We start from the raw sequence: 20,465 nt of genomic DNA on the forward strand, positions 1-20,465 counted from the left end.
ATATGGGTTGGTTCTTCTGATGCCTAACAATGCGAAAGGCTATCCGATAATCACAAATTCTTCCTCCGGGGTTATAGCATACACTCCCTCCTTTTTTTTACAGAAGTTTTTTGTGCGCTTCATTTTCTGGGATGATGGCGGCACTAAATCATCTATTCCTATACTGTCATTTTGTTTCTGTTACACACATATAAATCTGTTCAAAATAATCAGGATTTTTATATATAGATGGTATCTAGTAGTATTTATATTCTATTAATCCGGTCGTTATAACGAACATTTTGGAGATCGGTTAAATTAAGTAATTATCAAGTCCTAGATGCGCAAATGAACTCTCAAGGTTTACTAAACCATTGAGCAAGCACGTTTTAATGTAATATGTAGTCACACACTTTAACTGACACATCAATCTACATTCATAAGCAGCTTCCAGATTGATAGGCAATAGTTGCCTAAGTTCGTCTATGTCGGATAGTAGCTGTTACCAACCGACTATTGTTTAAATGTATTAAACATTGGTTTGAATACCTTTAACACCTTGCCTGATTCACCGGGTAAATTTGCACTACCATTATTGATCAATGTTGCTGTAAATCAGCATAACTGTGATGGTGATAACATTTACGAAGATCAATGGCAGATGTATTGTGCATATACTCCAATAATATTACTGTTATATCAGACTAGGTTACTGCTTTTAAAATACCTGCTTTTTCAACTTTGTACTAGCAAATTCAAAAAATGAAAAGATAGGTGAAAAGCATTTGATAAAGGTTTCTGGTATTTTTTTGGATGACAGGAAAAATAAACACGATTCCCGCATTCAAGAACATTGCATCTGATGGGCCCGAAATATATTCGAGACGGATTAAAACAATAACTTACTATATAATGAACCCGCGTTTCTAATTATTTGCATTGTAGCAAGTCCAAACCAACTCTCCCTACTCACTATCGTAATCTTATTATGACGCTTCTTGATAAATGATTGGTTCCAAATATCCGGGGTCCAACACACGCGAGAAAATAATTATTACTACAAAATAGTATTTATGCAAAATCTTTGCTATTATTACTGCATAATAGTATTATTCAGTCATGAAACGTTTTCAGCTCGGTGAATTCGAGGAGATCGTCCTCCTTACGGTGGGCGTGTTGCACGGCAATGCATACGGAGTAACTATCAAGGATGAGATCGAACAACGTCTTAACCGGGAAGTATCCGTCGGCTCCTTGCAGATTACATTGCGGAGACTGGAATCCAAAGGCTTCCTGAAGTCAACGCCCGGGGATTCAACCGAAAGCCGGCGTGGACGACCAAAGCTTTTCTTCGAAGTCACAGCTTACGGAAAAAAAGCTCTGGACTATTGTAAAGAATCGCGCGACGAGCTATGGAAGGCGCTGCCCCAAATGGTGCTTAACCTTAAATAAAAGGCCATGAAAAGCGTTGAGCCACCCCGTTTCATCTTGCGTTTCCTGGAATGGTTTTGCAAGCCGGAATATCATGCAGACATCGAAGGAGACCTGCTTGAAATCTACGATAGAAGGGTAGAACACTGGGGGAGAAACCGGGCAAATTTACACTTGTGCAAAGACGTTTTGTTCCTCTTCAGACCGGGAATTATCCGATCGGCTAAAATTCACCAACCTTTAACCTCCAACGGTATGATCAAAAGTTATTTTTTGATGGGGTGGAGAAACCTCTGGAAAAACAAACTCTACTCGACGCTCAATGTGTTGGGCCTTACATTCGGCATGGTTTGTTTCCTGTTGATCGGTCTCTACGTGTATGATGAACTCAACTTCGATACGCAACATAGTAATGCGGAAAGAATTTATCGTGTAATTACCCACGAAAAAAGCCCCAACAATGAAGCTACAACAGTCGCCGCAGCAGGGTATATGGTGGCCGAAGATCCCACGCAAACTTTTGCGAATGTAGAGCGGACAACACGCATGCAACGCATTGGGCGTGCCAACCTTGTCGATCCCGAGAATCCCGTCAATGTACAGGAGGCCATCACTGTCGCGGATGAATATTTGCTTCAGGTGTTTGATTTTCCGCTTCTTGAGGGCGATCGGCGTACTGCGTTAAAAGAGCCGAATTCTATTGCTATTACCGAAGAGCTCGCTATGAGAATCTTCGGCAGGACTGATGTAATCAATAAAAATTTGCAGTTCAGCCACATGGATAATCCAGTAAAGATCACAGCGATCTTGAAAAATCACCCAAAGAATTCCAGCTTTACTTTTACGAGTGTGTTGTCGGAGTCGACGCGGTATTCTAATGAAGAATTCATGCGTGAAGCCCTGAGTGACTGGACTTCACAGAACTACACCGTCTATGCATTGTTAAAGCCTGATGCGAATGCTGATTCTGTATCCAGTAAGATCACTCGCCTGGTTCATGCCAATGTAACGCTCGAACCAGGCACAAAACTTTCGTACAATCTTCAGCCATTGAAGGACGTGCATTTGAAATCTGACGGAATTATCGATGGCGCAAGAAATGCAAATGTTGATCCCATTCCGCAGGGAAACCCGGTATATGTAACAGTGTTCTTATTTACGGCCATTCTTGTGTTACTGATCGCAGGAATAAACTACTCGAATCTGACCACAGCCCGGGCCTCAAGCCGGCTTAAGGAAATCGGTGTCCGAAAAGTGATCGGAGCGGTGCCTGGCAATCTGATAGGGCAGTTTCTGGTCGAATCCTTCATCACAATAGTGATCGCGTTCGGGGTTGCTGTGCTCATCGTTGCGGTTTTGCTGCCTTCATTCAATGAATTTGCCAATAAAAAGTTTTTGCTTTTCTCCTCCGTGGGCTTAGGTTTCTGGGCCGCTGCGGCAGGCCTGATCATTGCGATGGGTTTGCTTTCTGGTGGCTACGCCGCCCTGTTGCTTTCCTATTTCAAACCGGTTTCATTACTAAAAGGCCTGGTGCTCAAAAGTGGTAGTGATTTCTCCGTGCGCAAAGCATTGGTCGTCCTGCAGTTCACAATTTCGACTGTAATGATCATTGGAACGATTGTGCTCTTCAGGCAGGTACATTTTTTAAACGAGAGTAACCTGGGCTTCAACAAAGACCTGATGGTGGTCATCGACGTGAATGTGGGCAAGGCCCGCTCTAACTTTGACTGGGTGAAAAACGAAATGTCGAAGATTGCTGCTGTGGAGCAAGTTACTGTAACATCGCATGTGCCTGGGGATTGGAAAACTTTAGTGAGAGTCAAACTCAAAAAGGAGGGCGGTAGCGACCAGCTGCACACAGCCTATGTGATTGGTGCGGATAAGGATTTTCTAGCCACCTATGGGATCGAGTTGCTCAAAGGCAGGAACTTTGGCAATAAGAATGACACCTCCGCCGTCCTGATCAACGAAGCGGCTGCTAAAATTCTCGGCATTACCCATGTTTCCAATGAAGCTGTTGAGATTCCGCAAAGTGCCCGGGGTTCCTCTTTTGCTCCGGTTTATGATGATATCAACGCTTCGTTTAAACCGCGTGTGGTCGGCATCGTGAAGGATTTCCACTTTCAATCACTTCGGGCGAAGATCGAGCCATTGATCATTGCCTACCACGACAACCCGATTTATCCTATCGATTATTATTCAGTAAAGATCCAACCGCAGAACATTCAGGCTACCCTGGAAAAGCTTAAAGCAGTAATGGTGGCAAACGATGAACGCGAGCCTTTCGAATACCACTTCCTCGACGAGCAGCTCGCTCGGTTCTACATTGAAGATCAGCGCAGCCAAACGATTCTCGGTTGGGTCGCCCTGGCCAGCGTGGTCATTGCATGCCTGGGCCTTTTCGGACTTGCTACCTACTCGGCACAACAACGGTTAAAGGAAATCGGTGTAAGAAAAGTTCTGGGTGCCAATCTGTTAAGCATTATGGCGTTGCTCTCTAAAGATTTTGTGAAACTGGTTTTAATCGCCTGCTGCTTTGCATTCCCTGTTGCGTGGTTTGGCGCTAACTGGTGGCTTCAGGAGTATGCTTATCACATCGACGCGGAGTGGTGGATCTTTGCACTGGCTGGCGTGATAACAACCGGTATTGCCCTGCTCACGGTGAGTTACCAGGCCATCAAGGCCGCATTGATGACCCCGGTGAAGACTCTCAGGTCGGAGTAAAAGGGCAGGGTCGTCAGGGGTTCCATTAAATTAGGCAGGGATAAACTTCATAAGATCCTTCACGACCATTGCCTGATGCTTCGTCTGCGCCGGCAGGTACCAGACGACTAATTACAATTATAGACTCAAAAAGCATCCTAATCTTCTTATTATTAAAGGGATTACTGCACCTAGCCAGGTCTGGCCGGGCCGCCGGGCGGTATGCGACATAACTCCCGGCCTCGAAAATTTCTTCCATGAGCTCAGGGGAATTTGTAGGTCTGGTCGCCGACAATCCTGATCAGCAAATCGATTTGAAAGCGTTTCATAACCGTATCTTGAACAATCATCAGGCCTTAGCAGCAGAATCGGCGGGCTACAAACCGATCCCTGTCATAAGGCAGATCAACGGCCAGATCATTAAAAAGGTGTTCGAGCAGATTAAGGATGATGTGCGAGAGATCATTGAAACCGAGATTGCAAAGATCAATCTGGACCCGGCGCTTAAACATCTTTTGGTTTCGAAGAAAAAGTGAGATATGCCGCTCGCTTGACTGCGTACGCTGGTTCATGTAGTTCGTTATTATCGTTCCTTTACGGAATGTCCATTGCATTTCGCTGGTGGGCAATGCTTTAACAATTCAGATCAAATTTGTGTTCTGATTCAATAGCGCTCTACTAACGGTTGTCGAGATAGCAGTACATTAAAGAACTTATCCCTTCCAATATAAAAACCATTGGCAATGCACCAGTCTCTTATTTGAAAGCAACCGGCGGTTAACTCCTTTATTAATTTGGTCGGGGATTTTCTAACTAGGAAGAAAAATGTTCGCCCAAGACATACTAACAATTTATCCGTGCAGGCAGGAATTCCAAGCTAGACCACTATAGGCACTACATGGGATAGAATGGAAACAAGCCCCATAAAATTTATATGCTACAAGTTTCCCCATCATTCTTTGTCTATGATGAATACACTGCGAGGCTCTTTGAATGTGCACTAACAAATCCGAGCAAGTTCAATATGACCACCGTCTACTGTCATTAATTGTTGCTGGGTTTGCAAGCAAAACATGCTATATACAACCGTTATGCCAACTGGATAACTATAAGTTACTTCTAGTTTATTGGAAGTTCGCCCAGCCTATGCTATTTTGATCGGTAATACATTTAAAAAAAAAGTCTGGATTATGAGCCGATTTATTACTCTATTTGGAATACTGCTTGCACTTAGTCCAATTGTGCGGGCGCAGAGGGTACTTTATTCGAGCCGATCCATCAACCAACTCTATCATGGGCCACCTATTAAAGCGATCCGGCATCACTCGGTTTTACGCCCACGACCAAAGTTAGACTCATTCGATGAAATATGGTTTAGATAAATGTGCGGCTTGAGTTGATCCCACACTGGGTCTTTACTCGACATCAAGAATCCCATTGTAGTTCATCGCTTCAACTATATAATAGATACTATCTATGAGCTGAACCGCAGAAATTATTCGGTGGTTAAAGCGAACTGGTCATGATGGCAAAAAGTGCCTTTTATTGATTGGCAGGCGCTAGAAACCTGCCTACTATGACAGGTTTCATCTGTAATGAGAACAGTACGATCCGATGTAATTAATCTTTTTTGGTAACCTTTAAATCACAAAAATAGCCCTCCGTACCAACTTCCACCCATAGCGCTATGGCACCTTTTAAATCCGGGCCATGGAAAAGATCATTGACGATCAGTGCCGGCTGAGAGCTGTTGTCCAAAAACAGTTTCGCATGCATGCCACTAACCTCGATGCGCATGGTAATCCATCTGTTTAAGTCCATATCTGCGTAAGACTCGTATTTTTCGGGCGCTTCTTTTCTGAGACGGTCAAATTTGTAATCCGGATAGGAATAATACTGAATGGAATGGTTTCGCCTTACCTGCTCATTTGCCCTGCCATTTGTCGGCCGGATGTAGATACTTTCGTAACGGGAATTATCATCATTAATTCTGAAGGCAACACCAATGAAGCCTCTTGCTGACTGTGGAGCATTTTTCAAAAGTTTGCTCAGTACCTTCACTTCAATTGTACCATTATGAAAATCTACATCTCTGATTTTGACAAAGGTGGGCTCATCGACACCTTTAATAGTAGAATCTTTCACAACTTTGATAACGGATTTTCCATTCAAAGTTACCAAAGACATAAATGCCTGAAACGGTTCCAACGTATTGGTGTTTAACTTAATGCTTTGCGCATTTGCTTTCGGTAACATCAGTAGCGCAACGCATACAAGTAAAAATTGAAGCGATTTTAAGAATCGGGTAATCATTTTCAAGCAGTAATTATATTTATGGTTCAAGAAATCAATGGTAAGGCGAGTGAAAACATCCGGATGTGAGTCGTAAAAACGATGGCACCTTAATTACCTCTAATCTGGAATTTATTGTGTTCGTATGAAGCCAGTCCCACAAACATATATATATTTATCAAACGACTCTAGCTACAATAATCTAGCAAGATGATTGCGAACTCATTATGTAACCGCCAAAGGTTCGCAATTTAATCGGTGGTGGCCGTTGCAAAACTCAAACAAAAACAACTTAAGTTTCTTCCAAAAGAAGTTGACTTTTTGTAACTTCAGGAACGTTCTTAAAATGCCATAAGCCAAATTTAACCCGAAGTTGTGAATGTTGGTGCATTAAAACTATGTGTACGGCGCCTTTGGTGGGTCGCAATGATTTAACCAAGATTTTAAGTTAAGTGACAAAACAATGAGATAGAATGCTTAACTTGATTAAACATTGTCAAGAACAAAAAGGAGCCTATGTGGAGTGATAAAACATGGTATGGCTTGATCGTAATTGCCTACTGCTGTCTGGGATTGGCACATCTGTGGCCATATCTGAGCCAGGCTTGGATAGCCCATAGGGAGAAGAAGTCAATCCGGGAGGTGCCCAGACCTAGCACAAACAAGCGTCTTACAGGTTCGCTAGCATTTTTGAGTGGTGTAATGTGGATCTTGCTATATTTTAGGCACTAGCTTATGCATATGCTCGGAACTACGTCGGCTATAGTAATCAGTGGAATGGGTACACTGCAAACAGGATAAATATTCGAAACACTATACTGTCTAAAAAATGCATTAATTTCTGGCTTATTACAATTGCGGAAGGTAACAAGGCTTGATACTCGGCACGCAATGAGCTGGTTGTTTGGTAGGTTGCCACGCCGATTGGTAATGTGGCAGTCCGAAGAGATTATTCAACTATCGTTCGATTTTTACTTTTACAAATGATGATTCCTATTGCCGGATTTTCATGAGGTAGTCGCACCTTGTCATTGAGTACGGAAAGGTAAAACTCCATTTTCCCATTGCGCTCTGGTCCAAATTCGCCTATTTTCAGGTCGATGGCAATTAGACTCTGTAGCTTTCTATGGTATAAGAGCAGATCAATTTTATATTCCCTTTTGTCAACCAATACTTTATACTGGTTTCCCACAAAGGTAAATTCTGACCCCATTTCCAGCAGGAACTCGTGAATGTTTTTGATTAGCGATTCTTCAAGATCACTCTCTGAATGTTTCTCTGCAAGATTTAAGAAATCAAAGGTATAGTTATCCTTTACAGCCAAGTAAGCCTGCTTTTTAACGCTCTCAGGCAATACATCCTCAAAATTTGTTTGGTTGAGAAGATACTTTTCGTAGGTGTTGTTCTCTATATGGTTGGTTAATACGTCTTTGGTCCAACTAAATTTCTTAGTTGCCAAAATATAAAATTGATGCTGCTGGGCATCTTTACACTTCTTCAAAATCACAGTGTGTTTAGTCCAACTCATTTCTCGTACCAATGGTACCAGATTTTCATAAACTGAATATTCCGAATAAAACTAACTAATTAGCCACAAGTTTGCCCGAAAATCCACTCATGGCTGGGAATTTACGTTGCAATTCCCTGGATAAGGTAGGATCAGTGCCAGAACGGTTGTACAGAACTCTTGATACTGAATCAGCAAGAGCCATTAACTAATCCACTTGCGCCGAAGGTAGAGCTATCATTCATTATAAAGTGACTCTGAAAAATTTCACATTTCAAAGAAGGTTTGATGACCATCAACACTTTAAAAATCAACCCTTCGAAGGTTTTAGTAGCACTTGTTTACTTCACGGGTCAATAAAAATTGGGACCAGTGAACCTACAAGGTTTTGATGGGATTCCCTAATGCAACCTCTGTACTGTTGTTGTATTATTCCTCTATTTCTTAGTCGAAGGCTTCGTACGGACAACCGTTAGTCGATTGAGCAATTCCTTTCTGTGGGCATCAGGAATGGGCAGAAGGGTCAGTTCATCACTTAATAGCAATTCATTCTCCTTTATACGCTTAATATGGCGAAGGTTTATGACGTAGGAACGGGAGAGCCGAAAGAAATCTTTTTTAAAATAGTGCTCCAACTGTCCAAGGCCTGTGCTCACTAAGTGGCGGGTACCGTTAGCCATAACCACTTCCGCATAGGCGCCACCTGCCTTCAGGTACATCACATTATCCAAAACCACCATTTCAAGACCTTGCTTCACAGGTAACATCATGTGCCCTTCAAAACGGGGATGTTGTATTGTCGATATGAAATTATGATATGCCAATTCTATATTGAATAGCAGTTCATCTTCCTTAAATGGTTTGAGCATATAGGCGGATGGCCTGGTTTGCTGAGCCTCAAGAAATTGATCTAAGTCAGAATTTGCTGTTAGGTAAATAATGGGCATGGGATGTAAGTCAGATAATTCTTTTGCAGTTTCGACACCGTTACCTTCTGCTCCATCAAGCGTAATATCAATCACCGCCAAATCAGGCGGATTAACCAGCACCGATTCGCGGGCATCGGTTAATGTCCTAGCCATAGCAGTTACATTGTAACCGTTCTTTTCGAGAGCATTTCGTAGCATCATTGCTATAAGTATTTCATCTTCGACGATCAAAATCTGCAGAGAATTCATATTTGCTAAGCGTTAAAATCCATATGGAATTTTGTTCCTTGCCCGGCTTCTGGCCGGACAGTCTCAAAATGGCCATCCGCCTTCAGCTGCGCCAGTTGAGATTGAATAAGTTGTATTCCGAATGTGCCACTCTGTGTTCTTAATAAGGCATGCAGTGGTATCATAGGCATTTGTGGAACCAACCCCCGCCCGTTGTCAGCCACTTCAAGGTGAATATTCCGCCCTTTCTGCCGGCAGCTTATTTGTAATTTAGGAGATGGATTGTCAGCAAAGGCGTGTTTGCATGCGTTAGTTATCAGTTCGGTCAATATCAGCCCGAATGGAGTGGCCTTGTCAGCTGATAAATGGATTGGATCAATAAAAAAAGCAGGTTCGATTTTGCTTATCCCGAAGGTTTGCAGGATACCAATTACCAGTTCAGGAATGAATTCTTCCAAATCAACTTTGGCCAACTGGTCACCATCGTAGAGCTTACGGTGAAGGATAGCCATGGATTTTACACGCAAATAGGATTCTTCAATGGCTTGCCGGGCCTTTTCATCCGTTAATTGGTCCGCTTGCAGGCTTAGCAAGCTTGAAATCACTTGAAGATTATTTTTGACCCGGTGATTTTGCTCTTTCACCAATTCTTGATTTTGACGACTGGTCCGTTGGTTTTTGCGATAAAGCCGGAAAAAGGTAATGCTTAAGCCGATGGTCAATATCAGCAGCATCGAGGTTACCAGGAAAAAGCGTTGCTGGAGATGAAGGGTGGAAAGCTCGTTAGCTTGCGCATGTAGCAAGGATTCTTTTTTACTGGTTTGATAAGCAATGTTTAAACGGCTGATGGCCCCCTGATTGTCGGCCATCAACTGGCTTTTTTCCAATTTGTGTAGCTTCTCTAGATGGTCAAATGCAGCCTGCCACTGATGAACTGCCTGATAACATTGAATATATTGTTTCTCGAATTCTAACAACAGTGAGTAATCAGCTGTCCATTTGGTTTGATACAGTTTTTCTGCCTCCCTGATTGTCCGGAATGCCAATTGATAATTTCCTGCCGAAGCGAATGCGGATGCCAGGTTTAACATGGCCTGAATGCGATTACCGATCTTCTCATCGGGGTGATATAGTTTAATAGCCCTTTGAAGATAGGAAATCGCCTGTCGGTCATTTGCCCGTAGGTATAGCATTCCTAGCCGTACACAGGCATCGGCGATGCCCATAGAATCCTTTACCTGGTGACAGAGCGATTCGGTTTGCCTGTAATTGATCACGGCAAGGAGATAGATTTTTTGATTCTGGCTTCCCTGGGTTTCCCATATCCTCTTGTAGATGTCGCCTAATACCATATAGGAACCTGCAAGACCTGGGTTGGAACGAACTCGCTGGGCAATGGCCAGAGATTGATTGCCCAGGCGGAGTGCTTCTTGAAAATGCCCTAACCGTTCTTCGTTTTCAGCCAACCGCCGGTAGAGCCGATTGAGCTCAAAGGAATCGCCTTTTGGTTCAATGACACGAAAGGCTTTCATAAAATAGGCGTGTGCGCTGCGGTAATCTCCGGCCAGCACATACATTTTCCCGTAGAGATACCACGCTTCGGCTAAAAGTATCGAATCACGGGCTGCAATAGCCTTTTGCTCAATTTCCTGAGCATTCTTCAAACGTTTCGGCTGAACCTGTAGTTTGATGGTTTCTTGGGACATACAAGCCGTCATCGCCCACACGTAAAATGCGCCGATATGAGACAAGTGCCTGATGCCACGATAGCAGTTCAGAACGAAGTGACGGCGTTCAGCAAATTTACACCGGCAGCCATCATCAAGAAGACAATATAAAGGGATATTGTGAAGTAGCAGTTGCACAATCGCAGCATTATTTATAACAGGAGCTAATCAGATTTAGAATAGCCAGCAGGTATCAAATCTATTAATAAGTTCGATCCAGGCCTAGGCCTAGGAAAGAAAGAAAAGCCATTTCGCAAGAAAAAACACCGACTCTCCTGTATTCGCGTGGAAATGCTCCTGAATTGAACCAAATTTATTAATGGATGTATTTCCCAAAGCTATAATATTCAATTTCTCATTTCTTGTAAACTCATAATCAATAATGAAAATATATATAGTCTTTTTCTGGATTTATGCTACGTTAGCAATTTCTTCGCCACTTCTCGCCCAAGATCCATCGCAAACTACAACAGTCCCCAAAAAAGGGTTCTTTGGAAAATTAGCAGAAGGCGCTGGGAAAATAATTACAGTCAATGGACAACCTATGGGAGGTAATTCTGAAAACAAACAAGGACGAAGTGTTACAAAAAGACTAGGTTCAAAAGTAGTTGAAAATGGTTGGTCCGACTATGGAGGAGGAGGAACCTGGCAAGGTACAGGACATCTTGATTTTGTTACGACATCGCCAAGAAACCACGTCTACTACTTCGAAGTTGCCGAGCCAAATACTCACATTACGTTCTCGGCAGAATCAAATATGCTAAACCTGCCGAGGGGTATCGTAACGGAGTTTAACGGCGACGTTAATCACTATCTTGACGATTACACACTTCCACGAGCAGGCAAATATAAAATTCAGGTCGCAACTCAATGGCGGTACCAGAAAGGCAAATACCGTTTCGAGTTGAAAGGGCCAATCCAAAACTTCTACCAGGAGCCTATTCCCCGGTGGTTTGAGCAAGAATTGACATTTGGCGAAGAAGGGGGCGGAGGAGTAAACAATAACTTCTTTTCGCCACGCAATCACTGTTATGTTTTTGAGCCAGAAGAAGGGACCGTTCTTGACATCAATGTTGAAGCAAATGGTGTACCTGTTCAAGTTGGTCTGGTAAATCCAGCTGGTTCGGTAAATATGGGAATGTCTGGAGAAGAACCAGGGCTGCATTATGTCGTAAGTAAAGTCGATCAAAAAGGATCCTATCAAATATGGGTTGCAACTCGTGAACCTAATGCAAAAGCTAAGTATAAATTAGAGGTTATGGGTAAACTAAAAACTACCCCTAAACGCATCGAATCTAAATTCCAAGCTCAAAAAGGGCAATTTTCAGCTAACAATAGACGGCACGAATATACGATCCAGGCTAAACCTGGCATACTTGAATTCATTTACCGCTCCACAAACGTCGAAGCGAGTTTAATTAAAGTGTACGATAAAAATGGCGAGGAGTTAGTACCCCATTTTGACAACAGTCCAACATCTCGATTGATTAATCGCTCGTATGTGATAAAAGAAGCTGGTATCTGTAAACTGGTCATAGAAACGCAGCAACCAACCGCCGGCGATTATGATTTGCTAACGTGGGGGAACTTCGATGCAATCACACATCAGCAAATCAATATGCCGGATAACACAACCCGAAAACCGAAAGTCACACCAGGGGGGAATGCAGCTTATCCAGCAAATTACAGTGTTTTCATGGAAAACGGAATATCTCAATTTCAGGCGAAATTATATGAAGATGCCTTATCCAATTTTAATAGTGCATTCTTAGCGGCGAATCAAAAAGACACCTTGTCAGCTTTGTATGCTGGCCTTACCGCTGACGCGCTAAAAGATTACGAAAAAGCTAATTCTTATATTTATGAATACATAAAAGCAGGAGGAAGAGATGAAAGATATATTCAACCACTTTTGTCCCGATATAAGCAAAATAGCCAAAATGAAAAAGTTGATGAAATTCTTCAAATGATTAAAACGCCGACCGTCGTTTTGGATAAATCTAACAATACGTATCAGTATCGGGGACGCATTATAGACAAAAAAAGTCATACGGTGCCGTCAGGAACTATTGTCATATACGAAGATTTAAGCACAGGCGAGTTATTGGGGCAAACTGAGGTAAATAACGAGACTGGAGATTACGTGCTTGATTTGCCTTATGGTCGACGCTATGGCATCACGGCCAAAGCAAAGGGTTTTGTAGCCAGTTCGGTAAATTTAGATTTAATTAAGCCCGAAAAAAAAATCGTTATCAAACCAACAGCATTATACGTTGCACCTGTTGAGGTTGGAACAACCGTTAATATTAACAACATCTTTTTTGCAACAGGTAAGTCAAATCTGCTCCCTGAATCATATGCAGAGCTTAACCGTATTGCCAGCTTCTTAACGGAGAACAATAGTGTCGGTGTAGAGATCGCTGGTCACACCGATGACGTCGGCAACGACCAAACTAATCTGACGCTTTCGCAAGACAGGGCCGATGCCGTTAGCTTCTACCTAATTTCAAAAGGTATTGTCAGATCGCGCCTACGTAGCCGGGGTTACGGTGAAAGTCGACCCCTTGCAGATAATAGGGCAGAAGACGGGAAGGCGCAAAATCGGCGAGTGGAGTTTGTAATTGTCCAAAATTGATTTTCGAGATACTGGCGCCTCAGGGTAAGTATCCGATGAAGCACATAATTCAGAAGGGTGCTTTTTTGTTGAGCAATATGAGACAGTTCTTACGGAATTGAGCTCATTTCGAGTCTAATCCTACGCTGTCCTAATTTCGGGAAAGCTTACATGGCAAAGTGTTTCCTTTGGACAAGGCGCCGCTGATCCCCGCGCACTGGCGTTGCCGATCCATCTATGTGCCATATTTCGGCCCAGGTGAAGGTAACCGGGCAAGTATGTTCGGACCCGTGCCGGCCGCGACCAACTTTGAGGAATTTCTCAAAAAACTGTCAATCGAATTCCAGCAAGATGTTTTAGGCCTCGAACGTGCGAAACGGTTCCGAACTGGCGAACGTCTAGAAAAGTTTGTAGACCAATCCGGGCATGTCTATACATTGAAGGAACTCGCCCGGCGCGAAAAATTTAAGGGATCTTAATCCATTTTTGCTTGGGATTACAAACATTGCTTTTACTTTCTACAGTCATTTCCTGACCACCGGCTTGAATAACTATATCAACCAGGTCATTAGGATTAGCAACTGCACCACCTGCATTTCGCACTACACCATTGGCAGAAAAGTTGTTTGCCGATGTCGTTTGCTTGATATTTACAAACCACTTTTCGCCAGCCTTAAAACCAAATCTGTTATCTGGTACACTCAAAGCATTCGCTTCCCCATCTTTTATCTCAATAGTGGTTGTAAAAAGGTCTTCGCATGCACCTGCGGTCAAATTGCTATCATATTTCCACTTGCCATTTATAGTAGAAACAGGCTTTGGATCATCACTAGACTTTTGCTTTTTACAACCTAGCGGAATAATGATTAAGGATACAAGCAAAAGTAGAAGAAACTTGTTCATGATAGAGGATTAAGTTAAGCTACAATAAACGAACAAATCCAAATGAATACAAAAACAAAATTATAAATTGACTATTAGGCATAAATATTTAATAATCAGCCAATACTAACCCTACCCGAAAGGCACACCTTATGAAATTGAAAACAGTTCTTGAAAACCTCGATGGTCTGGACGAAGCCGTTCAGGCGTTTTACACCGAAAAGGACGGCAAGTTCTTTTTGAACATTGAGCAGGTTGACGATCACCCTGATGTTAAAGGTTTGAAAGCATCCCTAACCAGTGCGCGCGTCGAAAAAAAGGCACTTGAAACGAAGGTAACCGAGCTGACCGACAAATACAGTGGCTTGACGGATGATTTCAGCACCGAAGAATATAACCACTTGAAAGACAGCGGTGGTGGCGATATCAACCAGAAACTGGCCGATCAGCGCGCGCGCCTGACGCAGGAAAAGGACACCGCGGTTAAAAAGGCGGAATCCGAGCGTGACAGCTACAAATCCCGCGTTTTCCTCCTCCAACTGGCGCAGTTTTCGCAGCTCAGCAACACCCATTCCGCCATATTTTTTCTTCCAGTTAAAGAAGGTTGCCTGGGACACTCCCAATTGACGGCAGATCTCCTCTACCCGTGTTCCGGTCTCGGACTGCCTAAGCGCAAAAGCGATCTGCGCCTCGGTGAATTTTGACTTTTTCATAGTGACAAATTACGTTTTTGATCCGTTTTTGCCACCGAAAATCTCTAGTTTTCAGCCGTCTCGTTTGCCGGGGGGAGGTCATGTTTAGCATAATCGCAAATTGTGGTACATGCAGAATTGTTGATCTGCCGCTCGGCGTCAATCATAAAACATGGAAGTATTCGCGTTGGAGATTTCAAACCTTCTCAATGCAAGGCTGTCAAGCCAATGACTACTAATTCTGTCAAGTATTAGTCCAAGTGATTGTTTGCCCTCAGCTCCTTCGGCACGTCTTCCAATGCTATAAGCGGAATCTGACTTCAGAAATTCATTGTCAGCACTTGTTAAACTGTCCAATAGGTTATAGTCATCCATGGTTAGGACGATCTCGGTAAATCCACTATGATCTTGATTGATGATTTCCCTGGCAGCGCCGGAATTATTATAAGTTTTAAGCAACATTTTTCGAAAATAAGTAAGCTTGAACTCGTCCACATAAATGGATCTATTCATTCCTATTTCATCTCTCTCTTCTACACTATTTGTGCAGCCAACAAAAGTTGTAGGAAATAGCAAGGCAACAACGTAAATGAAGATTTTAACCGGATTCATAGCGAGAATAATTATTCCGAATTCTACTATTAACGCTCTATGTTGATGCATAGTCTAGCTATATAACTATTCTCCTTGGATACCGGTACTTCATTTGTGACCAACATTGTAGCAAGTGTCGGCGCTTTCAGCTTACATGCGTATTCTGGTCACCATTTCAGTAACTGCTTTTGCTATTTGGTCTTTAAAAAGGTCAGCTGGGGAAATCTGCGCGGTAGACGTTCTTTTGGTATAAATTAGGAAGATTTATCTGTTTACAAAAACGACCATTTTTGTAAATAGGAAGTTTTGGAAAATTTAAAGCTGGATTCATTGTTTATATTGCCATGTAAAATAACAAAATGTATTATATTTGATTTTGTTAAGTAATGTACACAAATGATCAAAATTGGCTATGCAAGGGTTTCAACACAGGAGCAGAATTTAGACCTGCAGTTGGATGCTTTGAAAAAGGAAGGATGTAAGCAGGTTTTTACCGACAAGGTTTCCGGAGTAAAAGCGAGTAAGCCGAACTTCGAGAAACTATTAGAGTATGCCAGGCCTGGCGACACGATCGTTGTCTGGAAACTTGACCGTTTGGGCAGAAGTACTGTCAAGCTTATTGAGTTGATAGAAGAACTAAAAGAAAGGGGAGTCAATCTAAAATCACTTTCGGAATCCATTGATACCAGTACAGCAACTGGCAATCTGTTTTTTCAATTTATGTGCGTGCTTGCTGAACATGAACGTAACATCATTAGGGAACGAACAAAAGCTGGGTTGGAATCGGCACGTGCGCGGGGAAGGGCAGGAGGGAGGCCGGCAGGTTTGAGTGAGCGTTACCGCAAAATCGCGCCGGAGGTCAAGGAGATTTATGATAAGAAAAGTAGGAGCACGGATGAGATCCGAGAGATGTTCAAAATAAAAAGCCAGCCCACACTTTATAAGATTTTAAAATATGCAGGAGTAGATGTCAAAGGGTTTTTGCGAAAACGAAGATGACAAGATATCGTCGTAAAGTCGCGGCTACAAATATTTGGCACCTTAAAATTTTCCTCCAATCAGTCGATTATTCAGTACAGCGTGCTTGCCTTTTATTTCTGGCAGATGCCTCGGCCTTGCTCTTGTCCCCGAGGTGTCTGTTAGCGCGTGCACGAAAGAAATAAGGTCCTTCTTTTCTGTGCTGCTCAGGTTTAAAGAGTCCGGAAGAATTGACAAAAAGAGGCCGCGAAATCTAAATTTATTACCTGCTCCATGATTATAGAAGTCCACCACTTGATCCAGTGTCTGATAAATTCCATTGTGCATGTAAGGCGCTGTGAGAGCTGCATTTCTAACCGTCGGGACTTTAAATGAGGATTTGAATAAAGGATTTCGTGTGGAATGTTGCAAGCCAATATCCGCATCGATCTCGTATGTAGTCATCGTGTCTTTCACTGGCACGCCTAAACTGCGGTGATCAGAAATGGAAAAGTGCGGTGGCAGGGTGCCATTAAATAAAGGTGCGTAATGACAGCTTCCGCAACGGCCTTTGCCCATGAATACGTTGAAACCGTTAATTTCCTGGATACTCATTGCCGTCTTCTCGCCTCTCATGTATTTGTCGAACCGGGAGTTAAGACCAATTAATGTCCTTTCGTACGATGCAATGGCGCTTTTGATATGCTTCCTGGCAATTCCATGTTTAATTGTTTCAGGGAATGCGTTGTTGAAAAGCTTAATGTATTCGTCGCTAGCTGTAATACGCTCAGTGACGATCTCGAAGGATGTTCCGTGCATTTCATTCGGATTCATAATGACAGAATCTGCCTGATCTTCGAGAGAACTAACGCGTGAATCCCAAAATTGAAATGGCTGAAAAACTGAATTGATAATAGTTGGCGCATTCCGGGGTAGTTGATCAAGTGTGAAACTCATACTTTTTCCTAAACCATCGGTAAATGCCATTTCGGGTTTGTGGCACGATGCGCAGGAGCGTTCGTTATTATCAGAAAGAATCGGGTCGAAAAACAGGACTTTCCCTAAATCCGCTCGTTCCTTAAATAGCGTAACGCTGCTGTCGGGCATAAAGAAAGTCAGATTAAAAATATCGGCTTCAAACAACCCGTTAACTTCCGGGTTGAATGCTACAAAACGGTTTTCAGCAGGGATATTTAGGGCTTTTCTAACTCTTTCCAGGTATTTGGATAGCGGATTGAGATAGCTGGTAAGCAACTTCATTCTATCAAATGTATCAAAATCAGTGTTGACAAGGAGATATTTCTCAGTGTCATCTAGCAAACCTTCAACCTCGATTTTGAGTTTTTCAGAAGAACGGGGAAGCTGCGCCAGATACACTCTCATGACCTTATTCCAAACTTCTATTTCAGCATGAATGCATGGCAAATTGACTGGGTTTAGTTGAAAATCGCCATTGCCCAGCCCTACGGAGCTGATATTAAACATTTGCAGCTTCATGGCTTCCATAATCTGCGCATCTGTTATTTGCGAAATGGTTTTCTCGAATTGCGTTTCCACCAACGTCGCATGGAAGTTATTTGCAGCACGCGCAATAAACATTTTCTCAAAATCCCGACTCCCTTTACTGGATTTGGTAACAATCGAGTCCGCATCAATGCCAAATGGCCCGGCTATCAGGAAGTTGTCCGGTAATGATGGTCCGACCGGCTGCTTTATCGCCTGGATCGGCTGCCATATAGTCGTGTATGCTTTTTCGGGATAAAAATAAAGGAAGAAAAGCTCAACACGCTTGAACTGGCGAGCCAGATCGGTGTACACACGAATCCTTGCAGCATAGTTGCTATCCATAAAGTAGGTTGGATACCCAACGAGCATGGAGTCCAGCCGCTGCATTTCATTTAGATAAATTTCCCCTACCTGTTGAGCGGCGCTTGTTTTAATCCCGCTGTTATTGCGGAAGATAGCGGCGCAAAACAAAATAACAGCGGCTAGGCATAGCGCCGTGAAATACTTTTTTTTCATCCTGGAAAAAAATGAAACTTGTCCTAACGAGACCTAGTGGGGTAGCTATCGAATTTACCTCAAAAACCAAGCAGAGCCAAATCATTTGAGTTATCGGTAATACAGCAAGGAATGTGCCATTAAAATCAAACCCTACTTCAACGCAGATTCCCGTGTATGGCAAGAAATTCACAACAGGTCCAACTTGTTCTTGTATGTTATGGCATTTTACAAACGGACGTTCTTGAAATGCCATAAGCCAAATTTTACCGAAGTTGCGACTGTTGTTGCATTAAAACTTTGTGTATGGCGCCTTGAACGGGTCGCAATGACTTTACCAATATTTTGTGTTAGGTGGAGAAACAAGGAGATAAAATGCTTAACTTGATTTCACATCGCAAGAACAAAAAGGAGCCTATGTGGAGTGATAAAGCATGGTATGGTTTGATCGTAATTGTCTATTGCTGTCTGGGACTGACACATCTATGGCCATATCTTAGCCAGGCTTGGATAGCCTATTGGGAAAAGAAGTCAATGCGGGAGGTGCCCAGACCGACTACAAACAAGCGTCTTACAGGTTCGCTAGCTTTTTTGAGTGGTGTAATCTGGACCTTGGTATATTTTAGGCATTAGATTGTGCATATGCTCAGAACGACGCGGTCATTAATCAGCGGAAGGGTTACACTGCAAACTGGTTAAAATTAGAAACTCTATACTGTCTAATGATTACTGTCTAGCAAATGCATCAATTTCTGGCTTATTACGTTTGCGGAAGGTAACAAGGCTTGATACTCAGCAGGCAATGAACTGGTTGTTTGGTATGTTGCAGCACCGATTGGTAATGTGGCAGTCCGAAGAGAATACTCAACTATTGTTCGGTTTTTACTTTTACAAATTATGATCCCTATTGCCGGATTTTCATGAGGTAAACGCACCTTGTCATTGAGTACGGAAAGGTAAAACTCCATTTTTCCCTTGTGCTCTGGTTCAAATTCGCCTATTTCCAAGTCGATGGCAATTAAACTCTGTAGCTTTCTATGGTATAAGAGCAGATCAATTTTATATTCCCTTTTGTCAACTAATACTTTATATTGATTTCCAACAAAGGTGAAGTCTGATCCCATTTCCAGCAGGAACTCGCGAATATTCTTGATTAGGGATTCTTCGAGGTCACTCTCTGAATGTTTGTCTGCAAGGTTTAAGAAATCAAATGTGTAATTATCCTTTACAGCTAAATAAGCCTGTTTTTTTAGGTTTTCAGGCAATACGTCCTCGAAATTTGTTTGGTTAAGGAGATATTTTTCGTAGGTATTGTTCTCTATCTGGTTGGTTAATACATCTTTGGTCCAACTGATTTCTCGTACCAATGGTACGAGATTTTCATGAACTGAATATTCAGAGTAAAACTGACTAATAAGCCACAAATTAGCGACTGAAAACCCACTCATTGCTGGAAATTCACGTTGCAATTCGCTCGATAAGGATGAAACAATAGATTTACTCCAACCGCTTGCTTGCTTCTCGGAAATTGCCTTACTTAACTCCCAATACAGGTTTAGTAAATGTGCATTAACGGCTTTGAGTGCCTCATACTGCGCAGCTCTCACCTTCTCTTTAATGTCCGAAATAAATTGAATTTGGCTATTATCTAAACTCATATTTTGATATTATACGCTGTGCTTACCACAATCTGATCCAGGCTCATGATAAAATCAAAGGTAGCCAGACAAAGGAAAAGATACACCAACGACAAATAAGAGCGCGAGCTTTATTTAATTGTTTCCTAGGATTCCAAGCATGTTCAAGGCCGAACTCTAACTGTCCGATTCCGGCCATTTTTATCAATTAGAATCTGTGCTGTTTGCTGAATTTAAGCTGCTAAGGCACATTGTTGACACTGGTACATAGTTTGTTATACAGAAATAGATC

Annotated in this window: 13 protein-coding genes and 2 pseudogenes; 5 read left to right on the forward strand and 10 right to left on the reverse strand. The window is 42.5% G+C overall.

Going from position 1 to position 20,465, the window contains the following annotated elements:
* The first annotated feature begins 1,098 nt into the window (after nucleotides 1-1,098).
* From MUK70_RS03340 to MUK70_RS03350, 3 genes are all read left to right on the forward strand, one after another.
* Entirely contained in the window at nucleotides 1,099-1,431 is a 333-nt protein-coding gene (locus MUK70_RS03340; RefSeq protein ID WP_234658857.1) for a PadR family transcriptional regulator, read from the forward strand.
* Nucleotides 1,432-1,437: 6 nt separating this feature from the next.
* Nucleotides 1,438-4,134: an ABC transporter permease gene (locus tag MUK70_RS03345; RefSeq protein WP_234658856.1), complete on the forward strand. Its 2,697-nt coding sequence runs from the start codon at nucleotides 1,438-1,440 to the stop codon at nucleotides 4,132-4,134.
* Nucleotides 4,135-4,370: 236 nt separating this feature from the next.
* Nucleotides 4,371-4,649 (forward strand): hypothetical protein, encoded by a 279-nt coding sequence (locus tag MUK70_RS03350; RefSeq protein ID WP_234658855.1) that lies wholly within the window; start codon nucleotides 4,371-4,373, stop codon nucleotides 4,647-4,649.
* A gap of 1,084 nt (nucleotides 4,650-5,733) precedes the next feature.
* Here the strand turns inward: MUK70_RS03350 and MUK70_RS03355 are convergent.
* From MUK70_RS03355 to MUK70_RS03370, 5 genes and pseudogenes are all read right to left on the reverse strand, one after another.
* On the reverse strand, nucleotides 5,734-6,369 hold the full coding sequence (locus tag MUK70_RS03355) for a hypothetical protein (protein ID WP_234658853.1): 636 nt from the start codon (nucleotides 6,367-6,369) through the stop codon (nucleotides 5,734-5,736).
* Nucleotides 6,370-7,354: 985 nt separating this feature from the next.
* Nucleotides 7,355-7,759, reverse strand: coding sequence for a PDDEXK nuclease domain-containing protein (locus tag MUK70_RS03360; RefSeq protein ID WP_256464073.1), 405 nt, complete (start codon nucleotides 7,757-7,759; stop codon nucleotides 7,355-7,357).
* A gap of 45 nt (nucleotides 7,760-7,804) precedes the next feature.
* Nucleotides 7,805-7,972, reverse strand: a pseudogene (locus MUK70_RS30780) (DUF1016 N-terminal domain-containing protein); the annotation flags it as partial.
* Between the two features lie 377 nt (nucleotides 7,973-8,349).
* The gene (locus MUK70_RS03365) at nucleotides 8,350-9,090 is read right to left on the reverse strand and encodes a response regulator (RefSeq protein WP_234658849.1); all 741 of its coding nucleotides are present in this window, start codon (nucleotides 9,088-9,090) and stop codon (nucleotides 8,350-8,352) included.
* 5 nt (nucleotides 9,091-9,095) lie between these two features.
* A complete protein-coding gene (locus MUK70_RS03370; RefSeq protein ID WP_234658848.1) occupies nucleotides 9,096-10,934 on the reverse strand; it encodes a histidine kinase dimerization/phosphoacceptor domain -containing protein in 1,839 nt (612 codons plus the stop codon).
* A gap of 244 nt (nucleotides 10,935-11,178) precedes the next feature.
* Here MUK70_RS03370 and MUK70_RS03375 point away from each other — a divergent pair, with 244 nt between their 5' ends.
* Nucleotides 11,179-13,431 (forward strand): OmpA family protein, encoded by a 2,253-nt coding sequence (locus MUK70_RS03375; RefSeq protein ID WP_234658847.1) that lies wholly within the window; start codon nucleotides 11,179-11,181, stop codon nucleotides 13,429-13,431.
* A 444-nt stretch (nucleotides 13,432-13,875) separates the two neighbouring features.
* Here the strand turns inward: MUK70_RS03375 and MUK70_RS03380 are convergent, their stop codons facing one another.
* The 3 genes and pseudogenes from MUK70_RS03380 to MUK70_RS03390 all read right to left on the reverse strand — a co-directional run bounded on the left by MUK70_RS03380 (nucleotide 13,876) and on the right by MUK70_RS03390 (nucleotide 15,647).
* Nucleotides 13,876-14,313, reverse strand: coding sequence for a hypothetical protein (locus MUK70_RS03380; protein WP_234658845.1), 438 nt, complete (start codon nucleotides 14,311-14,313; stop codon nucleotides 13,876-13,878).
* Nucleotides 14,314-14,816: 503 nt separating this feature from the next.
* Nucleotides 14,817-15,005 (reverse strand): annotated as a pseudogene (locus MUK70_RS03385) (transposase); the annotation flags it as partial.
* A gap of 138 nt (nucleotides 15,006-15,143) precedes the next feature.
* Nucleotides 15,144-15,647, reverse strand: a complete 504-nt coding sequence (locus tag MUK70_RS03390; protein WP_244784655.1) for a hypothetical protein — start codon at nucleotides 15,645-15,647, stop codon at nucleotides 15,144-15,146.
* 327 nt (nucleotides 15,648-15,974) lie between these two features.
* On the opposite strand from MUK70_RS03390, the gene MUK70_RS03395 reads away from it, so the two are divergent.
* Entirely contained in the window at nucleotides 15,975-16,577 is a 603-nt protein-coding gene (locus tag MUK70_RS03395; RefSeq protein WP_255716842.1) for a recombinase family protein, read from the forward strand.
* A gap of 42 nt (nucleotides 16,578-16,619) precedes the next feature.
* Here the strand turns inward: MUK70_RS03395 and MUK70_RS03400 are convergent, their stop codons facing one another.
* Nucleotides 16,620-18,557 carry a cytochrome-c peroxidase gene (locus tag MUK70_RS03400; RefSeq protein WP_234658843.1) on the reverse strand — a complete coding sequence of 646 codons (1,938 nt, stop codon included), beginning with the start codon at nucleotides 18,555-18,557 and terminating at the stop codon, nucleotides 16,620-16,622.
* Between the two features lie 698 nt (nucleotides 18,558-19,255).
* Nucleotides 19,256-20,194 carry a PDDEXK nuclease domain-containing protein gene (locus tag MUK70_RS03405; protein WP_244784657.1) on the reverse strand — a complete coding sequence of 313 codons (939 nt, stop codon included), beginning with the start codon at nucleotides 20,192-20,194 and terminating at the stop codon, nucleotides 19,256-19,258.
* Nucleotides 20,195-20,465: the final 271 nt, after the last annotated feature.

Origin of the sequence: Dyadobacter chenwenxiniae (assembly GCF_022869785.1) — a bacterium.
Classification (GTDB): domain Bacteria; phylum Bacteroidota; class Bacteroidia; order Cytophagales; family Spirosomataceae; genus Dyadobacter; species Dyadobacter chenwenxiniae.

Bases quoted from the DNA above. Each gene is read 5' to 3' on its own strand.
- MUK70_RS03340 (WP_234658857.1), top strand. From the start codon at position 1,099: ATGAAACGTTTTCAGCTCGGTGAATTCGAGGAGATCGTCCTCCTTACG.
- MUK70_RS03400 (WP_234658843.1), bottom strand. From the start codon at position 18,557: ATGAAAAAAAAGTATTTCACGGCGCTATGCCTAGCCGCTGTTATTTTG.
- MUK70_RS03380 (WP_234658845.1), bottom strand. From the start codon at position 14,313: ATGAACAAGTTTCTTCTACTTTTGCTTGTATCCTTAATCATTATTCCG.
- MUK70_RS03395 (WP_255716842.1), top strand. From the start codon at position 15,975: ATGATCAAAATTGGCTATGCAAGGGTTTCAACACAGGAGCAGAATTTA.
- MUK70_RS03350 (WP_234658855.1), top strand. From the start codon at position 4,371: ATGAGCTCAGGGGAATTTGTAGGTCTGGTCGCCGACAATCCTGATCAG.
- MUK70_RS03355 (WP_234658853.1), bottom strand. From the start codon at position 6,369: ATGTTACCGAAAGCAAATGCGCAAAGCATTAAGTTAAACACCAATACG.
- MUK70_RS03365 (WP_234658849.1), bottom strand. From the start codon at position 9,090: ATGAATTCTCTGCAGATTTTGATCGTCGAAGATGAAATACTTATAGCA.
- MUK70_RS03390 (WP_244784655.1), bottom strand. From the start codon at position 15,647: ATGCATCAACATAGAGCGTTAATAGTAGAATTCGGAATAATTATTCTC.
- MUK70_RS03405 (WP_244784657.1), bottom strand. From the start codon at position 20,194: ATGAGTTTAGATAATAGCCAAATTCAATTTATTTCGGACATTAAAGAG.
- MUK70_RS03345 (WP_234658856.1), top strand. From the start codon at position 1,438: ATGAAAAGCGTTGAGCCACCCCGTTTCATCTTGCGTTTCCTGGAATGG.
- MUK70_RS03375 (WP_234658847.1), top strand. From the start codon at position 11,179: ATGAAAATATATATAGTCTTTTTCTGGATTTATGCTACGTTAGCAATT.